This window comes from Streptomyces drozdowiczii (genome assembly GCF_026167665.1).
Taxonomy (GTDB): Bacteria; Actinomycetota; Actinomycetes; order Streptomycetales; family Streptomycetaceae; genus Streptomyces; species Streptomyces drozdowiczii_A.
Genome location: NZ_CP098740.1, coordinates 184,195 through 202,463, shown reverse-complemented (window position 1 = coordinate 202,463; position 18,269 = coordinate 184,195). Strand labels below are relative to the sequence as shown.

General features: G+C 73.1%; 18 protein-coding genes and 1 pseudogene. 8 read left to right on the top strand and 11 right to left on the bottom strand.

Going from position 1 to position 18,269, the window contains the following annotated elements:
* Positions 1 to 67 precede the first annotated feature (67 nt).
* Positions 68 to 1,318, bottom strand: a complete 1,251-nt coding sequence (locus NEH16_RS00980; protein ID WP_265538496.1) for a cation:proton antiporter — start codon at positions 1,316 to 1,318, stop codon at positions 68 to 70.
* Between the two features lie 140 nt (positions 1,319 to 1,458).
* Here NEH16_RS00980 and NEH16_RS00975 point away from each other — a divergent pair, with 140 nt between their 5' ends.
* Entirely contained in the window at positions 1,459 to 1,833 is a 375-nt protein-coding gene (locus NEH16_RS00975) for a VOC family protein (protein ID WP_265538495.1), read from the top strand.
* A 91-nt stretch (positions 1,834 to 1,924) separates the two neighbouring features.
* Here NEH16_RS00975 and NEH16_RS00970 read toward each other — a convergent pair whose 3' ends face one another.
* Together NEH16_RS00970 and NEH16_RS00965 are read right to left on the bottom strand one after the other, a co-directional pair.
* A complete protein-coding gene (locus tag NEH16_RS00970) occupies positions 1,925 to 2,173 on the bottom strand; it encodes a DUF5133 domain-containing protein (protein WP_073966968.1) in 249 nt (82 codons plus the stop codon).
* 235 nt (positions 2,174 to 2,408) lie between these two features.
* Positions 2,409 to 3,311: a DUF3626 domain-containing protein gene (locus NEH16_RS00965; RefSeq protein WP_265538494.1), complete on the bottom strand. Its 903-nt coding sequence runs from the start codon at positions 3,309 to 3,311 to the stop codon at positions 2,409 to 2,411.
* A 116-nt stretch (positions 3,312 to 3,427) separates the two neighbouring features.
* Here NEH16_RS00965 and NEH16_RS00960 point away from each other — a divergent pair, with 116 nt between their 5' ends.
* From NEH16_RS00960 to NEH16_RS00950, 3 genes are read left to right on the top strand one after another with little or no spacing between them, the layout of a single operon-like run.
* Positions 3,428 to 3,976 carry a hypothetical protein gene (locus tag NEH16_RS00960; protein ID WP_265538493.1) on the top strand — a complete coding sequence of 183 codons (549 nt, stop codon included), beginning with the start codon at positions 3,428 to 3,430 and terminating at the stop codon, positions 3,974 to 3,976.
* Between the two features lie 37 nt (positions 3,977 to 4,013).
* Positions 4,014 to 4,373 carry a hypothetical protein gene (locus NEH16_RS00955; protein WP_265538492.1) on the top strand — a complete coding sequence of 120 codons (360 nt, stop codon included), beginning with the start codon at positions 4,014 to 4,016 and terminating at the stop codon, positions 4,371 to 4,373.
* A gap of 11 nt (positions 4,374 to 4,384) precedes the next feature.
* The gene (locus NEH16_RS00950; protein WP_265538491.1) at positions 4,385 to 4,825 is read left to right on the top strand and encodes a glutaredoxin domain-containing protein; all 441 of its coding nucleotides are present in this window, start codon (positions 4,385 to 4,387) and stop codon (positions 4,823 to 4,825) included.
* On the opposite strand, the gene NEH16_RS00945 is transcribed toward NEH16_RS00950, so the two are convergent.
* From NEH16_RS00945 to NEH16_RS00920, 6 genes are all read right to left on the bottom strand, one after another.
* Positions 4,822 to 5,709 (bottom strand): NAD-dependent protein deacetylase, encoded by an 888-nt coding sequence (locus NEH16_RS00945; RefSeq protein ID WP_265538490.1) that lies wholly within the window; start codon positions 5,707 to 5,709, stop codon positions 4,822 to 4,824. The two genes, NEH16_RS00950 and NEH16_RS00945, sit on opposite strands and share 4 nt — an antisense overlap.
* A 39-nt stretch (positions 5,710 to 5,748) precedes the next feature.
* The gene (gene rph / locus NEH16_RS00940) at positions 5,749 to 8,349 is read right to left on the bottom strand and encodes a rifamycin-inactivating phosphotransferase (protein WP_265538489.1); all 2,601 of its coding nucleotides are present in this window, start codon (positions 8,347 to 8,349) and stop codon (positions 5,749 to 5,751) included.
* A 214-nt stretch (positions 8,350 to 8,563) separates the two neighbouring features.
* Positions 8,564 to 9,571 (bottom strand): adenylate/guanylate cyclase domain-containing protein, encoded by a 1,008-nt coding sequence (locus NEH16_RS00935; protein WP_265538488.1) that lies wholly within the window; start codon positions 9,569 to 9,571, stop codon positions 8,564 to 8,566.
* Complete coding sequence (locus tag NEH16_RS00930) at positions 9,568 to 10,017, bottom strand: universal stress protein (protein WP_073966962.1); 450 nt, start codon at positions 10,015 to 10,017, stop codon at positions 9,568 to 9,570. The genes NEH16_RS00935 and NEH16_RS00930 overlap by 4 nt, the downstream gene beginning before the upstream one ends.
* Before the next feature lie 147 nt (positions 10,018 to 10,164).
* Positions 10,165 to 13,461, bottom strand: a complete 3,297-nt coding sequence (locus NEH16_RS00925) for a S8 family peptidase (RefSeq protein WP_265538487.1) — start codon at positions 13,459 to 13,461, stop codon at positions 10,165 to 10,167.
* 120 nt (positions 13,462 to 13,581) lie between these two features.
* Positions 13,582 to 14,181 (bottom strand): SUKH-4 family immunity protein, encoded by a 600-nt coding sequence (locus NEH16_RS00920; RefSeq protein WP_265538486.1) that lies wholly within the window; start codon positions 14,179 to 14,181, stop codon positions 13,582 to 13,584.
* 104 nt (positions 14,182 to 14,285) lie between these two features.
* Between NEH16_RS00920 and NEH16_RS00915 the strand changes: the two genes are divergently transcribed.
* Positions 14,286 to 14,825: a GNAT family N-acetyltransferase gene (locus NEH16_RS00915; protein ID WP_265538485.1), complete on the top strand. Its 540-nt coding sequence runs from the start codon at positions 14,286 to 14,288 to the stop codon at positions 14,823 to 14,825.
* Positions 14,826 to 14,843: 18 nt separating this feature from the next.
* Here NEH16_RS00915 and NEH16_RS00910 read toward each other — a convergent pair whose 3' ends face one another.
* Both NEH16_RS00910 and NEH16_RS00905 read right to left on the bottom strand, forming a co-directional pair.
* A complete protein-coding gene (locus NEH16_RS00910; protein ID WP_073966959.1) occupies positions 14,844 to 15,254 on the bottom strand; it encodes a RidA family protein in 411 nt (136 codons plus the stop codon).
* Positions 15,255 to 15,373: 119 nt separating this feature from the next.
* Positions 15,374 to 16,026, bottom strand: a pseudogene (locus tag NEH16_RS00905) (ThuA domain-containing protein); the annotation flags it as partial.
* A gap of 149 nt (positions 16,027 to 16,175) precedes the next feature.
* Between NEH16_RS00905 and NEH16_RS00900 the strand changes: the two are divergent.
* The 3 genes from NEH16_RS00900 (at position 16,176) to NEH16_RS00890 (ending at position 18,235) form a co-directional block, all read left to right on the top strand.
* Positions 16,176 to 16,400 (top strand): hypothetical protein, encoded by a 225-nt coding sequence (locus tag NEH16_RS00900; RefSeq protein ID WP_073966956.1) that lies wholly within the window; start codon positions 16,176 to 16,178, stop codon positions 16,398 to 16,400.
* A 67-nt stretch (positions 16,401 to 16,467) separates the two neighbouring features.
* Positions 16,468 to 17,163, top strand: coding sequence for a response regulator transcription factor (locus tag NEH16_RS00895; RefSeq protein ID WP_265538484.1), 696 nt, complete (start codon positions 16,468 to 16,470; stop codon positions 17,161 to 17,163).
* 10 nt (positions 17,164 to 17,173) lie between these two features.
* On the top strand, positions 17,174 to 18,235 hold the full coding sequence (locus NEH16_RS00890; RefSeq protein ID WP_276104767.1) for a sensor histidine kinase: 1,062 nt from the start codon (positions 17,174 to 17,176) through the stop codon (positions 18,233 to 18,235).
* The last annotated feature ends 34 nt before the right edge of the window (positions 18,236 to 18,269 follow it).

The following is an 18,269-nucleotide window of genomic DNA, read 5'->3' as shown; positions in this document are numbered from 1 at the left end:
CCGGCCAAAGGCGTTGAGCGGGCGGATCAAGATCTGCCCGTACGGACGGCCGCACGCGGCGCGGGCCCTAGGAGACCCGCTCCCGCCGCCGGTCCAGGTGCCGGATCACCGGGGTCGCCGTCGCACCGTGCAGGAGCACGGAGACCAGCACCGTGAACGCCGTGACCGCCCACAGCTCGTCGGCGTACCGTGTGAACGGCCCTTCGCCGAGCGCGTACGCCAGGTAGAAGAGCGAGCCGATGCCCCGGATGCCGAACAGGGCCGTGACCGCCCGCTCGCGCGGCTCGGCCGGGAACCCGAGTTGGGCCGCGGCGCCGGCGGCCGGGCGGATCACCAGGATCAGCGCCAGGCCGAGGAGCGCGCCCTGCCACGGAAGGTCCGCCAGACCGTCGGCGACCAGATAGCCGCCCAGCAGGAACAGCAGCACGGCGGTCAGCAGCCGCTCGATCTGTTCGCTGAAACCGTGCAGCACCTGGTGGTAGCCGTGGCTGCGCTCGGCGCCCCGGATGGTGCACGCCGCGACGAACACCGCGAGGAACCCGTATCCGTGGAGCAGCTCGGTCAGCCCGTACGCGGTGAACGTGGCCCCGAGCGCGGTGAAGCCCTCCATCTGCTGCGAGAGGCGGGCGTGCCGGGAGCGGAAGAACAGCCGGCCGAGCAGCCGTCCCACGGCCACCCCCGCGACCAGTCCGACCACCGCCCGCATCAGCACATCGGCCAGCAGCCAGTGGCCGACCCACCCCGCCGACCAGCCGCCGCCCGCCGCGGCCAGCGCAACGGCGGCCAGCACGAACGGCATCGCGAGCCCGTCGTTGAGACCGGCCTCCGAGGTCAGCGTGAACCGGACCTCCTCCTCGTCCTCCTCGTCGTCCCCGCTGGTCGGCTCCCCGACCCGCACCTCCGCCGCCAGCACCGGATCGGTCGGCGCCAGCGCACCGGCCAGCAGCAGGGCCACCGCCGGCGGCCAGCCCATGAGCCACCCGCCGAGCAGCGCCACACCGCCGACGGTGAGCGGCAGGGCAAGCCCCAGGAAGCGCCAGGCACCCGCCCAGGTACGCCATCCGAAGGGCCGGTCGATCGCGAGCCCGGCCCCCATCAGCGAGACGATCACGCAGACTTCCGTCACATGCTCGACCCACACCCGGTCCCGCACGGGATCCACGACGGGCACACCGAGCGGCAGCAGGGCGATCGCCGCACCCGCCAGCAGGAACACCATGGGTATGGAGAACGGCCGTCGACGGACCAGTGGGGGAAGGACAGCGGCCATCAGGATGCCGATTCCCGCCGCCGCGTATATGCCGTGCACCAACGTCATCCGGTACCGCGTCCTCCATCGGGTCGGCCGCCGCCGGCCAGGCCGGCCTCGTATGCGGCGAGAGGAATCCCGGGTACCCGGCGGCCCGGCTCCCATACCCCCGGATGCATGGGCGCGGGCGCCGGGGCAACGTGAGGGACATGACGACGAAGCTCGGTGCCTTTGTGCTCGGTACGCCCGACCCCACCGCCCTGGCCGATTTCTACCGCGCCCTGCTGGGCTGGGAGGAGGCCGAACGGGACCCCGAGTGGGTCCGGCTGAGGGCTCCCGAACAGGAGCGCCCCAGCCTCAGCTTCCAGCTCGAGGCGGACCACACGCCTCCGGTGTGGCCGCAGCTCCCGGGCACCCAGCAGATGCAGGCGCACCTGGACCTGGAGGTGGACGACCTGGAGGCGGAGACCCGGCGGGCGTGTGCCCTGGGCGCGACACTGGAGGAACTCCAGCCGCAGAAGGACGTACGGGTCCTGCGCGACCCCCACGGCCACCCGTTCTGCCTGTTCCTGCCGGGCGCCTGACGTTCCGGCGACCCAGGGCCGTCACACACCGGCCGCCGGCGCCCCGGATCTCCCGGGACGCCGGCGGCCGGCTCCTTGCGCGGGGCGCGCCTCAGACGGGCACCGCCCCCGAGTGGTCCGCCCGGTCGGCGTCCGCGACCGAGGTGCCCCGGCTCAGCAGGGCGTCGGCGGTGCTCAGGGCGTCGCGCACGTCACTGACGCCCGTCATGACGCACAGGGTGTACGCGGTGTCCTCCCGTTGCCGGATGGTGTCCGGGGTGGAACGGCGCTCGTCCTCGATCACCGCGTCGGCATAACGGGACAGCGCGGCACGCAGATCTGCGGGCGTGGGAAGCAGCACAGCCAACTCCTCTACTGAACTGACCCTCCCGAGCCGATGGGGCGGCCGGGGCAGGGGCGTCGCTCACGACGATCATCGGATTCCCCGTCATACGCAGACCATTCCCACCGTTTTCGGCCGAAGAAGAATTCCCGCGCCACCCGTTGACAACGCCGCTACGGGGCACACGAGCCTCATGGCCGGGGCGGCCGCCCTGCGGATGTGGACACCCAACCCCGCACGGCAGGCCCCCCGGTCATCTGTCCGTCCAGGCCGACACGGCCTCGCCCGACGCCCCGGTGGCCACCGCGGTCCGGTCCTCGCACGGGTGGCCGAAGCGTGCCAGGCAGTGCCACACCTTCTTGACCGCCTGCGGATCGAAACGCCCCGCGCGCGCCGCCTCCCCGACGATACGGGGGTCGAGGACGCCGTCCACGGCGATGGCCGCGCCCAGCTCCACGTACTCCTGCCCCCGGTAACCGGGATGCCGGCGCAACTCGTCCACCGTGAGCCGGAACCCGGAGTGCCACTCCACCGGGCAGCCCAGGCGCCCGGCGGCGGCCTCCACATCGGTGCCCCGGTAGCAGGGGTCCAGGACCAGCGCCTCCGCATCGCGGGCCGGGCGCACCGGCCCGTGGACCTGCGCCTCGATGTAGTCGTCGAGCACGTCCCGCTCATCGGCCCGCGCGAGGGCGATCAGACCCAGGCGCGCGGCGACCCCGAAGTCCGTCGGTTCCAGGAAGCTGTCCGGATAGCAGAAGGTCGTACGCTCCAACGCCCCGGCGTCCAGCCGGAAGTGCGCGGAGCCGAACCTCGGCGCCCCGCCGACCGCGTACCGGCGGAAGTTCAACGCCCCGTAGACGGGCCGCTCCCCGGCCGCCGCGCCGTCGTACGCACCGCCGAAGATCCTGCTCTCCCACCGCCACCGGTCGCCGCCCGGATGCGCCGTGAGACCGCCGTTGCTCGTGCCGGTCACGAACTGCGAGGAGTAGACACCGGTCCCGGCCATCGCGTCCAGCATCGGCCTGCCGTCCAGCAGCCGGTCCGGGTGGAAGTTGAGGGTCACGCGCAGGGCCGGGTCCGCCGCAGGGCCCGAGGAGAGCGCCGCGACATGGGCGAGGGCGCGCCGCTGGAGCGTGGGCAAGGAGAGGGAGTCCATCCGCACAGTGTTCCCGCACGCGCCCGACGGGCGCACGGAGATATTCACCCCACAGCGGGCGGCGCGGTGCCGTTATGGTTTCTCCGCCGTGCCGCACGACCGACCGGGGGGCCTTCGTGAGTCCGACCGCACAGATACTGCCGCTCGTGGGCGTCGCCCTGGGCGCCGTCACCTCGTTCCTGGTGACCAGCGCCAACGAGCGTACGAGATGGCGCAGACAGCAGGCCGTCCGGTGGGACGAACCCCGGCTCACCGCCTACGCCGAATACGCCCACGCCGTCAAGGAACTGGCGGCGCGCTACCAGATGCTCGCCGCCGGCCGGGGGCTCACGACCGGCCCCATCCCGGTGGAGGCGACCCCCGAGGTCCTGGCCGAGATCGGGCAGTTGGAGTCGCGGCGCTCCGCGCTCTCCGAGACGCTCGGCCTGCTCGGCGAGACCGAGGCGAACACCGCGTCCAAGACCGTGGACCACTGCCTGTGGCGCCTCGAGGCCCTGGCCCGGGGCGTCCAGACCGCGGTCGAACAGGACTGGGACCAGGCGTACCGGCAGTTCCGGCAGGCGCGCGACCGCTTCGTCGACCGCGCGCGGGCCAGCCTGGGCGTGCCGGGGGCCGCCGCCCGCGCCGTGCCCTGGCCGGACGACTGGCGGCCCTCCGCCGGCTGAGCGGCACCGGCGCGTCGTGCGCTACCTTCCTGGGGATATGGACGACGACGCCGAGGCCGCCTTCACCGAGGCGCCCTTCATCGACCCGGAGTCGGACTACCCGTGCTGCTGGTTCTGCCCGGCACTGCGGCTGCCGCGCACCGGCTTCCTCGTCGCGGACCGGCCCAGCCGGGACTGGCCCTTCGACGCGGCGGACGGCTTCCGGTACACCGTGGACACCCGGACCCCGGTCTGCGTGCACCCCGGCCGCGTCGGCCTGGCGGCGGAGCGCACCGCCCGGACCTACGTGGACCCGCCGCTGCCGGACCCCGTGCGGGACGAGTCGGACGGGCGGGGGCGCCGGTGGTGGTGGCGGCTGCGGCGGCCCGCCTTCCGGGCCTCACCGGCGCGTCGGTAGCCTGGGGCGCCATGACGCGTGCCTGGCTGCTGCCGACCCTCTTCCTCGCCTCCGGAGCGGCCGTCGCCGCCGGGCTGATCGTCCGGGGGAGTACCCGCGAAGGCGTCATCCTTCTGGTGGCCTTCACGTTGCTCGCGGCCCTGAACTCGCCCCTGGTCTTCCCGAGGTCGCTCAGCGCGGCGGAGGCCCGACGCCGCAGCGCGGCCGACGGCCGGCCGATCGTCTTCTGGCGGCCCGGCTGCGCGTACTGCCTGCGGCTGCGGTTCCGGCTGCGCCGGCACGCCCGACGGCTGCACTGGGTCGACATCTGGCGCGACCCCGAGGCCGCCGCCGCGGTGCGGGCGGTCAACGACGGCAACGAGACCGTGCCGACCGTCTTCGTGGCGGGGCAGCCCCACACCAACCCGGACCCGGCGTGGGTACGCGCCCGGATCGCCCGGCCAGGCCGCTAGTCCTCCACGCGCAGCCCCAGCCGGTCCGCCACCGTCCCCAGGGCCGCACCCAGCGGGAGCCCGATCCGTGCGACGGCCTGGCCGTCGCCCCGGGTCGGCTCCCGGTTGACGATGAGCACCGGCTTCCCGGCCTGCGCCGCCTGCCGGACGAACCGGAGCCCGGACATCACCGTCAGCGAGGACCCCAGGACGAGCAGCGAGGATGCCGTACGGACCAGCTCGCGGCAGTGCTCGACCCGCGCCGGGGGCACCGACTCGCCGAAGAACACCACGTCCGGCTTGAGGACGCCGCCGCAGACCTCGCACGGCACCACCCGGAAGTCCCCGACCTGCTCGTCGGTGAGATCGGCGTCGCCGTCCGGATTGACCCCGGCGGCCACCGGCTGGAAACCGGGGTTCGCCTCTTCGAGCCGCCGGGCGACCTCGCGGCGCGCGACGAACGTCCCGCAGTTCAGACAGACGACCCGGTCCAGGCCGCCGTGGAGCTCCACCACGTCCTCGCTGCCGGCGGCCTGGTGCAGCCCGTCCACGTTCTGGGTGATCACCCCGGCGAGCGCGCCCCCGCGCCCGAACGCGGCGACCGCCCGGTGACCGGCGTTCGGAAGGGCCCGCCGGAACGTCTTCCAGCCGAGGTGGCTGCGCGCCCAGTACCGGCGGCGGGCCTGGGCGCCGGAGGTGAAGTCCTGGTACGTCATCGGGGTGTGCCGGCTCAGGCTGCCGCCCTCGCCCCGGTAGTCGGGGATGCCGGACTCCGTCGAGATCCCGGCCCCGCTCAGCACCAGCACACCGCCCCGGCCGAGCGCTTCGACGACGGGTTCCAGGTCGGTGGTGGCCGGGGGCAGCCCCGCGGTGGGGGTCCAGCTCAGAGTGGGGCGCATGCGCATGCGTCCAGGGTACGGAACCGGCCACCCACCGCCCCGGCGTCAGGACAGCAGCTCGATGTACCCGTCGGTGCCGTGGACGCGGATGCGCTGCCCGTCCCGGATGCGCCGCGTGGCGTGCTCGACGCCCACGACGGCCGGAAGACCGTACTCCCGGGCGATCACCGCGCCGTGCGTCATCAGCCCGCCCACCTCGGTCACCAGGCCGGCGATCCCGACGAACAGCGGTGACCAGCTGGGGTCCGTGAAGGTGGTGACCAGGATGTCGCCCGCTTCGAGATCCGCCTCGGCCACGTCCAGGATCACGCGGGCCCGCCCCTCGACGGTCCCGGCGGAGACCGGCAGCCCGTTCAGTGCGCCCTCCGGCACGTCGTCCCGCCGGTACGCCCCGTTCACCGCCTCGCCGTCCGAGGTGAGCACCCGGGGCGGGGTGAGCGCGCTGTACGCCCGGAACTCCTCCTTGCGCCGCCGGATCAGCCCCTGGTCCACCGTGCCGGAGCGCACGGCGTCACCGAACTCCTCGAAGGTGAGGTAGAACGCGTCCTCCCGGTCGGCCAGCACCCCGGCACCGGCCAGGCGGTCGGCCTCCCGCAGGAGGGCCTGCTTGTAGACGAAGTAGCGCTGGATGATGCCGTACTTCGGGTACTCGCGGTATCCGATGAAGGTCCGGACCCGGTCGATCATCCGCTTGGTCTCGTCGGCCTTGCGGTCCCCTTCCGGAAGGGCCCGCAGCCGTGCGAGGACGTCCCTCTCCTTCGCCAGGGCCTTCTGCCGCCCCTCCTCGAAGCGCCGCGCGGCCGTGCCCGGTCCGAAGAGGCGTACGTTGTCGAGGATCACCGGCACGAGCGCGCCGGGGCGCTCGCTCCAGCGCGGCCGGGTGATGTCGATCTCGCCGACGCACCGCATGCCGTACCGGTCGAGATACGCCTCGATGGCGGCGCGCGCCTCCGCCCCTCCGGCCACCTTCGCCAGCCCGTCCAGGAAGCCGTCGTCGTCCGCGACACCCCGCAGATACGCCACCGCCTCCGGATGCGGTCGGATCGCGTCGGCGACATCGAGGAGCGCGAGGCCCATCTCCGAGGTCACGTTGTCGGGGGCGGAGAGGGTGAGCGTGTCGGCGGCGTTCTTCTCGCCGAGCCATTCCAGCAGTTTCTCGTTGAGCCACCAGGTGGACTCCATGCCCGCCATGATCGCCTGGATGCTCACGGGGTCGCCGAGCACCCGCTTGTGCTCCTCGAAGGCCGCCGACAGGAAGTCGAACAGTGCCGGCCCCGAGTGCGTCCGGATGTCCCGTGCCAGGGCGGCGACGGACGCCTCGCTGCGCGCGATCAGCCCGGCGACGACGGCCGGGTCGGTCGCGATCGGGGCGGGCGCGCCGGTGGCCGGTGGCGCGGCGGGCGCCGGGTCCGGGAGCGTCGGGACGAAGCCGGGGTGTGCGAGGACGGTCTCCAGGGCGTCCCGGACCAGCGGGTCGCCCTTGCCCATCAGGTCGAGGAGCCCGGCCCGGACGGAGGGCGGGCCGAGGCGCCGGGTGACGTCCACGAACAGCCGCCCGCCGGCTTCCAGCATCGGAGCCATGGCCGTCAGCCGCCACATCGACAGGCCCAGGGGCTTCATCGCGTCGGTCATCATCTGCTGATGCCCGACGGAGACGTAGACGTGGTTGTCGTCGTCCGCCACCTCCGGAACGGGGAACAGCGTCGTGATCGGCCGGCTCTGGACGATCCGGAAACCGTCGTCGGACAGGCACCACTCGATGTCCTGCGGGCGGCCGAAGTGCGCCTCGATCCGCCGCCCGAGCCGGACGAGCCCGAGGACCTGTTCGTCCGTCAGCGCCGGCTCCTCCCGCCGCCGCGCGTCCACCGCGACCTCCCGCGTGCCCCCGCCCTCCAGCGCCTCGACGGCACGCTCCTTGGCGGCGATCGACCGGCTGGTGATCTCGCCGTCGCGCACGGTGAAGACGTCCGGGTTGACCAGGCCGGAGACCAGGGCCTCGCCCAGCCCGAAGCCGGCGTCCACCGTGGCGTCCCTGCGGTTGCCCGTCACCGGGTCGGCCGTGAAGAGGATGCCCGACGCCCGCGGGAACACCATCCGCTGCACGACGACGGCCATGTGCACGGTGCGGTGGTCGATGCCGCCCCGCCGCCGGTATGTCACGGCCCGCTCGGTGAACAGCGACGCCCAGCACCGGCCGATGTGCCGGAGCACCTGCTCCGGGCCCACGACGTTCAGATACGAGTCCTGCTGGCCCGCGAAGGAGGCCGTCGGCAGGTCCTCCGCCGTCGCGCTGGACCGTACGGCGTACGCGGCGTGCTCGCCGTGCCGGGCGAGCACTCCGGTGACCGCCGCCACCAGTTCCTCCGGCAGGGCAAGGCCCTCGACGGTCCGCCGGATGTCCGCGCTCAGGGTGCGCACGGCCTCCCGGTCGTCCGGGTCCACGTCCGCCAGCCGGTCGAGCTGTTCGGCGACCGCCGGTTCCGAGGCCACGACGTGCCGGTAGGCGTCCGTCGTGATGCAGAACCCGCCGGGCACCCGGACGCCCTCGATCCGCGACAGCGTGGCCAGATGCGCGCCCTTGCCGCCGACGGCCGCGACCGGCGCCCCGTCGGCCTCGTTCAGATCCCACACGTACCGCTCGCGCACGCAGCGTCCTCATTTCCGCAGGTCGGGGTGGTCAGGCCGATGATTCTGCGGCACCACCCGGCCCTTGCCGCAAGCCCCCCGGTGCGCTATAAGTTGGTTACGGCAGGGAGAGAGTTCTCCCTGCTTCCTGTTTTTGTACGCCCTGCTTCCTGTTTTCTACGCCGTGCCGGGCGCTCCGCCCGCCACCGGCGCGCGCCCCCGCCTCCTGATCGGGTCATGAAGCGGGCTTCCCCCTCCGCAGAAGCACCGGCCGCAGCCGGCTGTAACCGCGCACCGACACCGGGCGCAGTGGCCGCAGCGTGTACCCCGCCACCCCCGCCAGCTCCCCGGCGAGCGCGGTGTTGACCAGGACGGACGCGGGGCGGGCCACCGCCGTGAGCCGCGCCGCTATGTTGACCGCTGCCCCGTAGACGTCCCCGAAGCGGCCGATCACGGGGCCGTGGGCCAGCCCCGTCCGTACCTGCGGCAGCTTCGGATCGGCCTGGGCCCGGGCCGTCAGTTCCAGGCCGATCCCGGCGGCGTCGGCCGCCGACTCGCAGACGAAGAGCACCTCGTCGCCGATGGTCTTCACCACCTGGCCCCGGCCCTCGGCCACCACATCGCCGGTCGTGGCCTCGAACCGGTCGAGCACTCCCACCAGTTCGGCGCCGTCCAGACCACGGGTCATCCTGGTGTAGCCGACCATGTCGGTGAATCCCACCGCGCGCTCCCGGACATGCGCGCCGTCACCGGCCAGGGCGCCGTCCTCGCGCTCCTCGGTCAGCAAGTGCCCGGCATGCGCGACGAGATGGCGGCGCCAGACGTACCGCTGAAGGCGCTCGATCTCCGGCAGCAACGCCGCCATGTGCGCCAGGAGGGCGTCCCGGCCGGGCGAGGGCTCCGTGCCGCGCTCCATCCAGTCCCGCAGGGTGTCCACCTGCCAGTCGGCGAGCCGGGAGAGGTGGTGGCCGAGGGCCCGGGCCATCAGGGTCTCGCTGTGCTCGGTGATCAGCCCGGCCGCGATGAGGCGTTCCCCCGCGCGCAGGGCCTCCACATCGGCATCGGTGAACACCTCGGCGTCGTCGTCCACCGCCGGGAACCCGAGCGCGCGCCACACCCGTACGGCCCGCTCGAACTCCACCCCGGCGCGCGCCGCGACGTCCCGCCGCGTCCACACCCGGCCCCCGCCGAGCAGCACCTCCTCCACGGACGCGGGCCCGGCGCCTTCCGGCTCCCCGTTCATGTGGTGTGCACGATCAGGACGTCGAGGCCGGCCTTCCTGGCGACATCCGCCGGCACGGAGCCGAGGAGCCGCCCCGCGAGCGACCGCAGCCCCCGGTTGCCGACCACCAGGAGGTCGGCCGAGCACTTCCGGGCCGTCCGCACGAGCGAGGGCACCGGCTCACCCTCCACGGCGACCGTGCGCACCTGCGACGCTCCCTGGAGCCGGGCGCGGTCCCTCGCGGTCCTCAGCGTCTCCTCGGCGGGCGCCGAGCCCACCACCTGGTACGCCTCCGCACCCAACTGATCCTGAGCAGCGGCGAGTTCCGGTCCGCGCATGGGGGCGTACGCGCAGGTGACGACCAGCTCGGCGCCGCATACGGCGGCGAGGCGTGCGGCGGCCTCGACGGCGGCGTACGAGGACTCGGATCCGTCCGTGCCGACCAGCAGGGTCCGATAGGCGGTCAAGGCAAACTCCTTACTCCGAAGTAAACTTACTTCAGAGTAAGGTACGGGCCTCGTCACACCCGGGCAAGAGTGCGGCGGCTCAGCCCCCTGGAGGGGCCGTTCCTCGCCTGAGGACCTGAGGAACGGCCCGTCACACCGTCAGTGCGCCTACCACCAGGGCTTGTTGACGCCGAACGCCCGAGTCACCGTCTGCCTGGCCCTGCTGCCGTCACTCGCCGTGACCGTGGCGCGCAGCGTGGCGTACGAGGCACGGAGCGGCGCGATCAGCAGGGCGTGCGAGGGCTTCCCGTTCCGGCCGTCGGTGACCTTCACCGTGCGCCAGGTCCCGCCGTCGTCCCAGCTGACCTCCAGCTCGACGGGGCCGACCGTGGCCTCGGCGGCTCCCGGAGCCCGCTGCACCTTCAGGTCCACCGGCGTCGGGACGAGACTCAGCGCCCTCCCCGAGTCGTCCAGGCCGTACGGGGTGAAGCGGACGCCCATCAGGGGCAGGATCGTCCCGGCGCCGTCGTCGGTGTCCGAGTCGAACGACCACTCCGACCGCACCCGGGTGGACAGCGCGGCGTACGCCTGGTCACGGGTGATGTCCGCGCTCAGGGTGTACCGCCCGGGCCCGGCCGGGACGGTGACCGTCTTCCCACTGCCGATCGCGTTCCAGGTGCTCACCTGCTGCCCGTCCTCGGCCAGGATGAGGGTGCCGGTCGCGCTCCAGTCGGAGCCGCCGCGCGTGCCGTCGCCGTCGGCGAACCACGGCGTTCCGGCCCAGACCACGGAGTTGTTCACCCGGTACGCGGGCGCCGCCGGCAGCCCGGGCCCCACCACCGCGGCCGCGAAGTCCAGGCGGTGCACGGAGCGCCCGTCGAACTTCTCCGTCGAGGTGGCGAGGGACTGGCGGCCGGCGATCGTGGCCCGGTCCAGCCACTCACCCGGCGTCCGGTAGTCACGCACGATCGACGGGAAACGCACCGACTGGTCGATGAAGAGCGGAAGCAGCACATCGTCGTCCGGGGTCGCCGCCGAGGTGCCCGCCGCCGGAGCCCCCTGCGCGTTGAAGTGCTCGCGCACCTCGGTCAGGTCCTTGCGCTCGACCGAGAACGACGGCTTGGCCGGCACACCCGCGTCCCAGGTCCGCGCGACGTGGTAGAAGAACGGGCTGGGCGCCTGCGAGGACGCGCCCTCGGACGCGAACACCGCGAACGTACGGTACGTGGCGTCCTCGTCCGCGAACGGCGTCGCGTACAGCGACTCCCCGGCGCGCTCACCGGTGGTGACCACACTCAGCGTGTACGACCCCGTGCCGGCGGGCACGGCCAGCGCCGCCTGCACGGCCGTCGCCCGCGCCGCGTCGTCGTGCACATCGGCCCCCACCGGTACGGCGGTGCGCGCGTCCAGATCGACGTCGGTGTCGGCGAGCGGGGTGACCGACGTGACGGCCATGGTGGTCGAGCGCTCCGCACCGGCACCGCTCATGATCGTCATGCCGACCCAGTACTGGGCCTCGGGCACCGTCACCGTACCGGTGCCGGAGGTGATGCGGACCGGGTAGCGGTCACCGGTCCAGCGGTTCACCATCAGCGCCGAACCGGTCGCCGGAGTGCCGTCCCGCTGCTCCGCGTGGAGCGTGACCCGGTGGCTGGGCACGGCGCTGTCGACCGCGAGAATCGTACGGGTGAGGGGCTGCGCGCCCTTCGAAGCGGTGAGCACCGCGGACCACGGGCCATGGGGGAGCAGCGTGGCACGGGTGGTGACGGTGGCCGTGGCGCTGCCGTGCGCCGGGACCGTGACCTGGTCGCGGTCCACCGAGAACTGCTCCGCGTTGCCCGGCTGGGCGGTCGGCGACAGCGGCTTCTCGACGGCCAGGTCGAGCGTGGTGGCGCTGTCACCGGAGTTGGTGAAGGTGACGGTGTGCTCGGTGTCCCTGCCCGCCCCGCCCGCCCAGTCGGCGGTGGTCGTCGGATTCGCGGGGGAGGCGAGGACCGTCTGCCGCTCGGCGCGGGCCACGTCCACCCTGCCGGTGCCCTGCTGGTACGCGGAGCGCTTCGCGTTCGGTACCGCGCTGTTCATCAGTGCGGTCTTGATCTGCTCACCGCTCCAGTCCGGGTGCGCCTGGGCGACCAGCGCGGCGGAGCCCGCGACGTGCGGGGTGGCCATCGACGTACCGCTCTTGGCGGTGTGGCCGCCGCCCGCCTTCGCCGCCACGATCGCGACGCCGGGCGCGGTGAGGTCGGGCTTCACCGCGTTGTCGCCCGGGCGCGGGCCCCTGCTGGAGAAGGGGGCGAGTTCGTCCTCGGAGTCGACGGCGCCCACGGCCAGCGCGGCGTTCGCGATGGCGGGCGCGCCGACGGTGCCGGTGCCGAACTCGCCGTCGTTGCCCGCCGCGACCACGAAGAGCGTGCCGGTGCTCGCTGACAGGTCGTCGATGACCGCGATCGCCGGGTCCGTCTCGTCGGCGGGGCCGCCCAGGCTCAGGTTGACCACCTTGGCGTGCACGGTGTTGACCGCCCAGTCGATCCCGGCCAGCAGCGCGGAGGTCGGGCAGGTCCCGGTGCTGTCGCACACCTTGCCCACGGCGAGCGAGGCGTCCGGGGCGACACCCCGGTATGTGCCGTCCACCCCCGCGATGGTGGAGGCTACGTGCGTGCCGTGCCCGTTGTCGTCCTCCGCGCTGTCACCACCGAGGAAGTTCGCCGATACGGTCACCCGGCCGGCGAGGTCCGGATGGTCGGAGTCGTAACCGCTGTCGAGGACGGCGACCGTGACGCCCTTGCCGGTGTAGCCGTCGGCCCACGCCTGCGGGGCGTCGATCTGCGGCACGCTCTTGTCGAGGGCGACGCGCATCCGCCCGTCGAGCCAGAGCTTGGTCGCACCGCCCGCCAGCGAGCGCCCGGCGCCCTTGGTCAGGCGCTTCCAGGTGGCGGCCGCGTCCGCGCCGTCGTCCGGGTCGAGCGCGGTCAGGCCGAGCCGGTCGATGGCCCGTCCGGGCCGCGCCGCACCGCCGACGGCGTCCCGCGCCCTGCTCGCGGCGCCCTTGCCCCTGCCGTGCTGGACGATCACGCCCAGGGCGCCCCGGGCCGTGGCCCCCTGGACGCCGTAGCCCGCGTCCAGCAGGGCGCCGATGTCGAAGAGGCGGGGATCGACGCGTCCGGCGGCGAGCAGCGGCTCGGCGTCCTCCGGCACGACGCTGAGGTCGCCGTCGCCCACCGAAGCGGTGGTGAAGGAGACCCCCTCACGGCCGGCGGCCGGGGTGACCGTCGCCGAACGGAGATCCTTCCCGGCGCGTTCGACGGTCACCGAGTCACCGGTGGGCAACGGCACACTGAACGTGGTGACGGCGGCAGCCGCACGCGGGGCGGCGGCCGGGGCGGAGGGCCCCGCCGCGTGTGCGGAACCGACGGGTATGAGCGCCGCCACCAGACCGGCGGCAGCCGCGATGCATCTGACCTGCACGGAGAGAACCCCCAAGGATCACAGAAGCGGGAACGCCCTGATCCTGGCAGCGCCGCATCACTCAACGGCGCGTCTGGCGTGGCGACTTGACGACGCGTCGCAGACCCGCCACCGGCCCGGTCAGCCGTAGAGCGAAGCGGCCCCCGGGCTGCCGGCCGCGAAGCGCTGACCCGCGGCGATCTCCTCGGCGACCACCGACCACACCGACTCCTCGTCCCCGAAGGGCAGCGGGTCCACCGCGCTCGTCGTCCGCCGGATGTGCGCCACCTCGCGCTCCAGGCGCTCGAAGCCGGCTTCCTCGTCGGCGTCTGCACCGCCGAAGGCGAACTCCTCCAACAGCCGCTGGAATCGCAGGGTGACGTGGACGAGGGAGGAGGCATCGGTGTGCAGCGGCTGCGCCGTCTCCTCGTCCGGGTCGAAGGCGTACACCGTCCCGGAGTCCGGATCGAGCGCGAGGTGCGCGTTGAGCAGCCAGCCGATCACCGGCCACCCGCCCGCCTCCTCGTCGGCGTCGGCCACCTCTCGTACGAGGGGGAGGAGGCCCGACTCCGGATCGGGGCCCCGGAGCGAGAGCGTCCCGGTGGGCACGCCCACGGTTCGCAGAAGGCGGGCGCCCTCGGTGCGGGCGGCGTGGGGCGGAAACGCGGCGGCGGGCAGGGTGGCGATCCGGTCCTCGCCGAAGCGGGCGACGAGTTCGGTACGGGTGATGTCGAACAACACGGTGAGCACTCCGGAGTCGGCGGCGGGCAGGGGAACAGCATCGCCCAGGCCCGGTGACGGCAGAGCCCCGGCCCGGCGACGGCCGTTGGGGTAGGTTCCCGACCATGGCTGAACCGAGCTTCCCGCCCTGGCCGCCCGCGCCGATACACACCGCACGGCTCGTACTGCGCGCGTCCGAGAGCCGGGACCGCCCGGCCTTCGTCGAGCTGTTCGCGTCACCGGAGGTGAACACCTACCTCGGCGGCGCCCGCCCGCGTGACGAGTGCGAGCAAGCCCTGCCCGAGACGCCGGGGAGGCGGCCCGGACACTTCGTGATCGAGCGCGACGGGGCGATGATCGGCACCGTCGAACTCAAGCGACGCGACCTCGAACACCCGGACGCGGTCCGCCCCGACGCCGGGAAGGCCGAGCTGGGCTACCTGCTGCTGCCGGAGGCGTGGGGCCAGGGGTACGCCGCCGAAGCGTGCGCGGCGGTCCTCGACCGGTTCGCCGAGACCTGCCCCGGCGAACCCGTGGTGCTCTTCACCCAGACCGCCAACGCCCCCTCCATGCGCCTTGCCGAAAAGCTCGGCTTCACCGAGATCCACCGCTTCGAGGCGTGGGACGCCGAGCAGTGGATGGGCGTACGGCCCCCGGCCGCGTAACCCGTCGCACCACCGGTGTCAGGCGTCGAGCACCGCGGCGACCGCCTCGATCTCGACCAGCTGGTCCTGGTAACCCAGCACGGTGACGCCCATCAGCGTGCTGGGCACGTCATGGTCGCCGAAGGTGTCCCTGACCACCTGCCAGGCCGCCACCAGATCCTCCTGGCGGCTCGACGCCACGAGCACCCGGGTGCTGATGACGTCCCGGAGCGACGCGCCGGCGGCACGGAGGGCGACCTCCATGTTCTCGACGGCCTTGCTCGCCTGGCCCGCGTAGTCCCCGACGGCCGCCGTCGAACCGTCCTCGTTCAGCGGGCACGCCCCGGCGAGAAAGATCAGCCGGGACTCGGCGGGCGCCGTGGCCGCGTACGCGTACTCGGCGACATCGGACAGGGCGGCCGAGCGGATCAGGGTGACGGCGCGGGGCATGGTGCGGGTCCAATCGCGTAGAGAGCCGAACCCGCCCATCCTGCCAACGCGGCCCGCCCCCGTCTCCTTCTTTTCCACCACCCCGGCCTCTAGTGCGTCTCGCCCGCCGCCCACCGCAGCCCGCCCAGCAGGTGCGCGCGGAACGCCGGGTCCGTGTAGGCGGCCTCCGCATGTCCGAGGGACGTGTAGAACGAGCGGCCCGCGTCCGACTCCCGGCACCAGACCAGGGGTGGTCGGCCCCCATGCCCCCGCCCTCGTAACCGGTCTCCTCGATGGTCGCCAGGACGCGCACCCCAGGGAGGCGGCGCGGGTTGCTCCGGAAGTCGTACCACTCGTCGTTCCAGTCCCAGCGCGGCGGCAGATGGCGCGTCGACGGGTGCTCCGGGTCCTCGATGACCACGGTGCCGGGCTGGAAGGCGGGATGCCCGGCGAAGCGGGCCCCGACCAGTCCCCCGTAGTACGGCCAGTCGTACTCGGTGCACGCGGCGGAGTGGACGCCCAGGAAACCGCAGCCCTCGGCGAGCCGGCGGCGGAGCGCGTCCTGTCCGTCCGGCGTGAGCACGTCCCCGCTGGTGGACAGGAAGACCACCGCATCGCGCCCCGCCAGGGACGCGTCCGTGAAGACCGAGGGGTCCTCGGAGCACTCCACCTGGAACCCGTACTCCTCGCCCAGCTCGCGCAGGGCAGCCCGTCCGGCGGGGATCGAATCATGGCGGTAGGCCGAAGTGCGGGTGAAGACGAGAACGTCCGACAGGCGGCCGGTACGGGGCATGCTGCGACTCCGGGGTCCGGGGGGTGCACGAGGGCGACGGTCGACGTCAGTCTGCCCGCTGCGCCGGGCACCCCACGCGTACGTAGCGGTTGGGCAACCGTTCGAAGCCGCGGGTCCTCCCCGCCGGGGCGCGTCCCTAGACTCGCGGCATGAACAACCTCACATGCACCCACTGCGGAACCGTCGGCCTGCAGGAAGGCTTCATCGAGGACGCCGGCGAACACTCGCGCGGCTACGCCCGCTGGATCGAGGGCGCGCTGGAGCGCGGGGTCTTCGGCGGCGCCAAGCGCATGGGCCGGCCGCGCCGGCAGGTCGAGGCGTACCGCTGCCCGAAGTGCGGACACCTCGACCTGTTCGCCACCAACCACGTCTGAGCCCCGTCCGCCGGACGGCCCCGTTTCGGATACACCGACGATATGCGGCGGCTCGTAGCATGGCCGCATGCGTGTGCTGATCGTCGAGGACGAACCGTATATGGCGGAAGCCATCCGCGACGGTCTGCGTCTGGAGGCCATCGCGGCGGACATCGCGGGCGACGGCGACACCGCGCTCGAACTGCTGAGCGTCAACAGCTACGACATCGCCGTCCTGGACCGGGACATCCCCGGGCCCTCCGGCGACGAGATCGCCCAGGGCATCGTCGCCTCCGGGAGCGGCACGCCGATCCTCATGCTCACCGCCGCCGACCGCCTGGACGACAAGGCGTCCGGCTTCGGGCTCGGCGCCGACGACTACCTCACCAAGCCCTTCGCCATGCGGGAACTGGTCCTCAGGCTCCGGGCGCTCGACCGCAGACGCGCGCACAGCCGCCCGCCCGTGCGGGAGGTGGCGGGCCTGCGCCTGGACCCCTTCCGCCGCGAGACCTACCGCGACGGCCGGTACGTCGCGCTGACCCGTAAACAGTTCGCGGTGCTCGAAGTCCTCGTCGCCGCGGAAGGCGGTGTCGTCAGCGCCGAGGAACTCCTGCAACGGGCGTGGGACGAGAACGCCGACCCGTTCACCAATGCCGTACGCATCACCGTCTCCGCCCTGCGCAAGCGGCTCGGCGAGCCATGGATCATCGCCACCGTGCCGGGCGTCGGCTACCGCATCGACACCGCGCCCGCACCGGACGGCGAGGCGACCGGCCGTGGCTAGACAGCCCGGCATGAGCATCCGCCTCAAGCTCACCCTCAGCTACACCGGGTTCGTCCTGCTGGCCGGCATCCTGATGCTCGTCACCGGATGGCTGTTCCTGACGCGCTCACGGCACATCGGACTGGTCTTCGTGCCCGACTACCGACTCGCCGTCGCCCGCGACTTCGCCCCGCTGGCGGCCATGACCCTGTTGTTCCTGCTGGTGTTCGGTCTCGGCGGAGGATGGTTCCTGGCCGGACGCATGCTCGCCCCGCTCAACAGCATCACGCACGCCACCCGCACGGCCGCCGCCGGATCACTGTCCCACCGCATCCAACTCCCGGGCCGTCAGGACGAGTTCCGCGAGCTCGCCGACGCCTTCGACACGATGCTCGCCCAACTCGAAGCCCACGTCGGCGAACAGCGGAGATTCGCCGCCAACGCCTCCCATGAACTGCGCACCCCGCTCGCCGTGACGAAAGCCCTGCTCGACGTGGCCCGCGCCGACCCCGACCGCGCCACCGACCCGCTCATCGACCGCCTCCACACCGTCAACACCCGGGCCATCGACCTCACCGAGGCGCTGCTCCTGCTCAGCCGGGCCGACCGGCAGACCTTCACACGCGAGCACGTCGACCTCTCCCTCGTAGCGGAGGAAGCGACCGAAACGCTCCTGCCGCTCGCCGAGAAACACGGTGTCACCCTGGAGACCGCCGGCGACATCGCCCCCACGACCGGCTCGCCGGCCCTCCTGCTCCAGCTGACCACCAACCTCGTGCACAACGGGATCGTCCACAACCTGCCCGAACACGGCAGCGTACGGATCACCACCGAGGTGCGCCCGTACACCGTGGCCCTCACCGTCGAGAACACCGGCGAACCCGTGCCCCCGGGCCTCGTCCCCCGCCTCACCGAACCCTTCCAGCGCGGCACCGAGCGCGTCCACACAGACCACCCCGGCGCAGGGCTCGGACTGGCCATCGTCCGGTCCATCACCCACGCCCACCACGGCACGCTCACCCTCGCAGCGCGCCCCACCGGCGGACTGCGCGTCACGGTCGAACTGCCGGCCGGCGCCGCGCCACGGCCCTGAGCGCACCTATCGCCCGCGTATCGAAATACGCATA